This is a genomic window from Streptomyces sp. SID5910, from assembly GCF_009862125.1.
GTDB lineage: Bacteria > Actinomycetota > Actinomycetes > Streptomycetales > Streptomycetaceae > Streptomyces.
The window spans coordinates 22,964-29,218 of record NZ_WWHX01000397.1 but is presented as its reverse complement, the minus strand read 5'-3'; the positions used below and the strand labels follow the sequence as shown (position 1 = coordinate 29,218).

General features: G+C 72.2%; 4 protein-coding genes. All 4 read left to right on the top strand.

The genetic code is table 11. The annotated features are described in order from the left end of the window. Window positions 1-586: 586 nt before the first annotated feature. Window positions 587-2,029: a nucleobase:cation symporter-2 family protein gene (locus tag GTW67_RS13615; RefSeq protein WP_161165067.1), complete on the top strand. Its 1,443-nt coding sequence runs from the start codon at window positions 587-589 to the stop codon at window positions 2,027-2,029. 17 nt (window positions 2,030-2,046) lie between these two features. Then, window positions 2,047-2,766, top strand: coding sequence for a GntR family transcriptional regulator (locus GTW67_RS13610; protein ID WP_161165066.1), 720 nt, complete (start codon window positions 2,047-2,049; stop codon window positions 2,764-2,766). Window positions 2,767-2,904: 138 nt separating this feature from the next. Continuing rightward, window positions 2,905-5,154, top strand: a complete 2,250-nt coding sequence (locus tag GTW67_RS13605) for a molybdopterin cofactor-binding domain-containing protein (RefSeq protein WP_524539776.1) — start codon at window positions 2,905-2,907, stop codon at window positions 5,152-5,154. 103 nt (window positions 5,155-5,257) lie between these two features. Continuing rightward, entirely contained in the window at window positions 5,258-6,193 is a 936-nt protein-coding gene (locus GTW67_RS13600) for an amidohydrolase family protein (protein WP_161165064.1), read from the top strand. Window positions 6,194-6,255 lie beyond the last annotated feature (62 nt).

Sequence of the window (6,255 nt, the reverse complement as noted above, 5' to 3'; positions counted from 1 at the left end):
TCTCGGGGCCCACCGCGACGATCCGGTTGCCGGTGACGGCCACGGTCCCGGTGCGGTGGATCGTGTGGTGTGCGTCGACGGTGACGACCGCGCCGCCGGTGAGCAGCAGGTCGCAGTGCCGGTCGTGCGCGGAGGATGACGCAGGTGACATGCCGCTCCCTCTCCTGGGCGGCGGGGGCCGCCCCGTGCCGTGGGCGAACGGGGTGTTCTCCGGCTCGGAGGCGGGCTCACGGCCGGAGGCGCCGAACGGTTGCCCTTGACGGGAGGTCACCGGCGGGTGCGGCGAGGGGCCTTGGACCGCCTTGGACCACTCGCCTGCCCAAAACATGTAACGCAGCGAGGATGATCGGTGTCAAGAGTGCCGTCACCGCCCGGGGCCCGTACGGCCCTTGATTTCCAGGCCTGTTGAACGGCCCGCTCCGACAGCTCTGAGCAGGACGGCAGGTCCGGTCGCGCGGCCCCGGCGGTGGACGGCCTCCGTGCGCGACGTATTGACAGCCTCCGGAGCGAGCCTAGGTTGCATGCAATATTCATCGTGCGGGCGCAGGGATTCCGTCGCGGCTGCGGCGGAGGAAGGAGAACGCACATGTTCCGTTTCCCCCCAGGCGGTCAGGGCCGGCCCCGGCCGGTGCCGCAGGACCCGCGGGATCCCGTGGACGAGGTGCCGCGCGTGTGGCGGCTGGCCGTCTACGGCTTCCAGCACGTACTCGCCTTCTACGCCGGAGCCGTGGTCATGCCGCTGCTGGTGGCGGAGGGCATCGGACTGGATGGCGAGGAGGTCGGCACGCTGATCAACGCCTCACTGATCGCCTGCGGGATCGCCACCGTCCTCCAGGCGGTGGGCCTGCCGGGCATCGGGATCCGGCTGCCGATCGTGCAGGGCACGTCGACCACCGCGGTCCCGTCGCTGGTGTCGGTCGGGCTGGCGGCCGGCGGCGCGCGGGCCGGGCTGCCCACCGTCTTCGGGGCCGTGATCGCGGCGGGCCTCGCGCTGTTCCTGATAGCGCCCCTGTTCAGCAGGCTGGTGCGGTTCTTCCCACCCGTGGTCACCGGCACCATCCTGGCGGTCGTCGGCATCACGCTGCTGGCCGTCGCGGCCCGCCAGGTGGGCGGCGGGGACACGGGCGCCGCCGACTTCGGCAGCCCCGCCCATCTCGGGCTGGCCGCGGTGACCCTGGCCGTCATCGTGCTGCTGCACAAGCTCTCGCGCGGCTTCCTGGCCACGGTCGCGGTCCTCGCGGGGCTGGGTGTGGGGACGCTGGTCGCGGCGTTCGCGGGCCGCACCGACTTCTCGAAGATCTCGGACGCCGGCTGGGTGGGGGTGGCCGCGCCGCTGCACTACGGGGCGCCCCGCTGGGACTCGATGGCGGTGCTGTCCCTGCTGCTCGTCATGATCATCATCACGGTCGAGAGCATCGGGCAGTTCTTCGCCGTCGGGCGGATCGTCGACCGGAAGGTCGACGGCGGCGACGTCGTCCGGGCGCTGCGCGCGGACGGCCTGGCCACGGCGGTCGCGGGGGTGCTCAACTCCTTCCCCACCACCGTCTACTCGCAGAACATCGGCCTGATCCGGCTCACCCGGGTCAAGAGCCGCTGGGTGGTCGCCGCGTCCGGCGTCATCATGCTGCTCCTCGGGCTGGTGCCGAAGGTCGGGGCGGCGATCGCCGCGATGCCCGCCTCGGTGCTGGGCGGCGCGACCCTCGTGCTGTTCAGCACGATCGCGGTGGTGGGGGTGCAGATCCTGCTCCAGGCGGACCTGACCGACCAGCGGAACACGGTCCTGGTCGCCGCCAGCGTGGGCATCGGCTTCCTGCCCACGGCGTATCCGCAGTTCGCCGAGCAGATGCCCGGACGGCAGCTGCATGCACTGTTCGAGAGCGGGATCATCCTCGGCACGCTCTCCGCCGTGCTCCTCAACCTGTTCTTCCATCATCTGCGGCTCCCGCGGCGAAAAGCCAAGTCCCCGGAGCCCGTTGACGAGTCTCTGGATTACATGCAACATGAAGCGCGAGTCGCGGAGACACCATGACAAGGGGGATGGCGATCATGCCGACCGAACGGGCCGTCAATCCCGTCGCAGGCGGAAGCCTGCTGGCGGACCAGGCGTACGAGGAGTTGAAGGGCGCCGTGCTGGCGAACCGCTTGCAGCCCGGGGACTCCCTGTCCGTGCCGGCCCTGGCGGCCCAGATGGGCATCAGCCGCAGCCCCGTGCGGGAGGCCGTGCAGCGCCTCATCCACGACGGCCTGGCCACCCACGTGGCGCACCGCGGGGCCGTGGTCGCCACCGTCGACGTGGAGGACGTCCGGCAGCTGTACGTCGTGCGCGAGGTGATGGAGGGACTGGCGGCCCGCCTCGCGACCGAGCGGCTCGACGCCACCAGGGTCGCCGAGCTGCGGGCGCTGCTGGAGGACCACGAGCGGGTCGTGGCCTCGGGCGAGAACGAGAAGCTGCACATCGAGATGGACATGGCGTACCACCGGCTGATCCGCGAGGTCGCCGGCAACGTCCATCTCACGGCCGCTCTCGACACCATCCAGGGCAAGGCGCACCTGGCGCTGCACTCCCTGTGGCGCAGCCCGGACGCGCCGCGGCTGGCCCTGGAGGAGCACCGCCGGATCTTCGAGGCGATGACCGCGGGCGACACGGACGCGGCCGAGCGTGCGGCCCGCGAGCACGTGCGCCGGCTGCGGATCCGGCTGTCGCAGGCCGTCGCGTCGGGTCCGGAACCCGGCCGGGGAGCCGCGCCGGTCCGGGCCGTGCCGTAGGCCGCGTCCGCGAAGTCCCGCCCCGCCGGGGCGTCTCGGTTCCGTGCCCGAGCGGCCGGGACCGAGGCTCCCGGCCCGCCGCGCACCGTCCCGCACCACTGCCCGTGAGACCAGTGAGAAGGGAAGTGATCGTCCGTGATCACCGCCACCGGCACCCGGCAGCGGCTCGACACCGGCCGCGGGGTGGGCACCGACGCCCTGCGCCCGGACGGCACCCTGAAGGTGCGGGGCGCCTTCGCCTACGCCTCCGACCTGCGCTGGGACGGCATGGTGTGGGGGGCCACGCTGCGCAGCCCGCACCCGTCGGCGCGGATCGTGCGCCTCGGCACCGCCCGGGCCCTGAAGCTGCCCGGCGTGGTGGCGGTCCTCACCCACCGGGACGTGCCCGGCAGCCCGCGGTACGGCATGAAGGTCGCCGACCAGCCGGTGCTCGCGGCGGACCGGGTGCGCTACCAGGGCGAGCCGGTGGCGCTGGTGGCCGCCGACCACCCCGAGACCGCGCGCCGGGCCCTGCGCCTGATCGACGTGGAGTACGAGGAGCTGCCCGCCCTCACCGACCCGGAGGACGCCGTCCGGGGGCTGGGCCCGCTGGTCCACGAGGAGCGCGTCGACGGCGGCCACGGCAACGTCGTACGCCATGTCCGCATCCGCCACGGCGACATGGCGAGGGCGCGGGCGGAGGCCGAGGTGGTCGCGCGGGGCGTCTACGAGGTCGGCATGCAGGACCAGGCGTTCCTGGGCCCCGAGGCCGGGCTGGCGATTCCCGGGGAGGACGGCGGCGTCGACGTCCTGGTCTCCACGCAGTGGCTGCACGACGACCGGCACCAGATGTGCGCGGCGCTCGGACTGCCGCCGGAGAAGGTGCGGTTGACGCTCTCGGGCGTCGGCGGCGCGTTCGGCGGCCGGGAGGACGTGTCCGTGCAGATCCACGCGGCGATGCTCGCCCTGCACACCGGCCGGCCGGTGAAGATGAGCTACAACCGCGAGGAGTCCTTCTTCGGCCATGTCCACCGCCACCCGGCGAAGATGTGGTTCGAGCACGGCGCCAGCCGCGAGGGAAAGATCCTCTACGTCACGGCGCGGCTGCTGTTCGACGGGGGCGCCTACACCTCCACCTCGCAGGTCGTCATCGCCAACGGCTCCTACTTCGCGGCCGGGGCGTACGAGGTGCCGCACGCGGAGATCGACGGGTTCTCCGTCTTCACCAACAACCCGCCGTGCGGGGCCATGCGAGGCTTCGGCGCCGTGCAGTCCTGCTACGGCGTGGAGTCCAACCTCGACCGGCTCGCCCGCGAGCTGCGCATGGACCCGCTGGAGCTGCGGCTGCGCAACGCCATGACGACGGGCACGGTGCTGCCGACCGGCCAGGCCGTGGACGGGCCCGCGCCCGCCGCGGAGCTGCTGCGCCGGCTGCGCGACCGCCCGCTGCCGCCGGCCCCCGATCGCGAGGCGTCCGCGTTCGCGCTGCCGGGCGGCCTGAACAACACCACGCGCGGCGAGTCCGTCCGGCGCGGCGTCGGCTACGCGATCGGGGTGAAGGCGATCGGCTTCTCCGGCGGGGTGGACGACCGTTCGGTGGCCCGGGTCCGGCTGTCCCTGGTGGGCGGCGAGCCGGTCGCCGAGATCCACACGGCGGCCGCCGAGTGCGGGCAGGGCATCGTCACCGTGCAGACGCAGATAGCCCGGACCGAACTGGGCGTGGACCGGGTGGTGGTGCTGCCCGCGGACACCGCGGTCGGTGACGCCGGTTCGTCCTCCGCCTCCCGCATCACCTGGATGAGCGGCGGCGCCGTCCAGGGCGCCTGCCGGGCCCTGCGGGAACAGGTGACCGCACTGGGTGACGCACCGCTGGTCGAACTACTCGCCGCACACGGGCCGTTGGAGACCGAGTACGAGTACGCGCACCGCCGTACCCGTCCCATCGATCCCGAACGCGGGCAGGGCGACGCGCACATCGCCTTCGCGTTCGCCGCGCACCGCGCGGTGGTCGAGGTCGACACCGAACTCGGCCTGGTCAAGGTGGTCGAGCTGGCCACCGCGCAGGACGTCGGCAAGGCGATCAACCCGCTGGCGGTGGAGGGGCAGATCGAGGGCGGCAGCGCCCAGGGGCTCGGCCTCGCCGTGATGGAGGAACTGCACGTCTCCGGGGGCCGGGTGCGCAACCCCTCCTTCACCGACTACCTCATCCCGACCATCGCCGACATGCCGACGGTCCCCATCGACCTCCTCGAACTGCCGCACCCCGATTCGCCGTACGGGCTGAACGGGGTGGGCGAGCCGCCGACCCTGTCCTCCACGCCGGCCATCGCCAACGCCCTGCGCGACGCGACGGGGCTGGAGCTGGCCAGGGTGCCGGTGCGACCCGACGACATCGCCGGAAGGGGGTGAGGCGGGCCCGACGGGTTCCCTCCAGACGGTTCTGCACGGTTCGGCACGGCGGGGAGGCGACTCCGCGCCGCAGCGACAGGCCAGACCCCAGGAAGGACAGAACGTGATCATCGACACCCACATGCATCCGACGAACATCGTCGACCAGGCGTGGCGGCACGACGGCGAACCCTTCACCGGTGAGCGCATGCTCGAGATGATGGACCGGCCATACATGATCAACGGCAAGCCGCGGCGCATCGACTACGGCTGCATCATGCCCCCGCCCGGCAACAGCGTCTGGCAGGAGGGGATGCGCACCGGCCGCGAGGGCATCCGCGACTACATGGCGTACATCACCCATCTGGTGACGACGTACCCCGACCGCTTCATCGGGAACTTCATGTACAACCCGCGCTTCGGGCCGGAGAACGGCGCGAAGGAGCTGGCGTTCCACGTCAAGGAGTACGGCTACAAGATGGTCAAGCTCCACGCCAACATGCACGCCTACCGCCCCGACCGGGCGCTGGACTGGCTGCGGCCGGTGCTGCGCGTCTGCGACGAGCTGGGCGTCGTGGTGCTCATCCACACCGGCGACGGCCCGTACTCCATCCCGACGCAGTTCTACCCGATCATCCGGGAGTTCCGGGACGTCAACTTCATCCTGGCGCACTTCGGTGTGCAGACCGGCGGCGTGTACTGCTTCGAGGCCCTGTACATGATCCTCGACAGCCCGAACGTCTACGGCGAGTCGGGGTGGCTGCTCCAGTCCCGCATCGTGGAGTTCGCGCAGCAGATGGAGCGGCACCAGATGGTGTTCGGCACCGACTCCCCGCCCAACGAGCCCGGCATGTGGGCCCGTGAGCTGGAGGTGCTGTGCGGTCCGCCGCCCCAGGGCATGAACCTCTCGGAGGAGGACCTGGAGGGCTACCTCGGCAACAACATGGCCAAGCTGCTCGGCCTGAAGCCCACCCCGCCGCCGCGCGACGTGGAGGAGGCGCAGCTGCGGCTGAAGGACACCTACGCCGCGCTCGGCCCGGCCGCCGCCGGCCGCGCCTGATCCGCGGAGCGCCGTTCCGTCCGGGGCCTCGCGGGGCCCCGGACACCCCTCCCGTTCCCGTG

Coding starts and splice junctions, on each gene's coding strand:
- GTW67_RS13615 (WP_161165067.1), top strand. CDS start 587: ATGTTCCGTTTCCCCCCAGGCGGTCAGGGCCGGCCCCGGCCGGTGCCG.
- GTW67_RS13610 (WP_161165066.1), top strand. CDS start 2,047: ATGCCGACCGAACGGGCCGTCAATCCCGTCGCAGGCGGAAGCCTGCTG.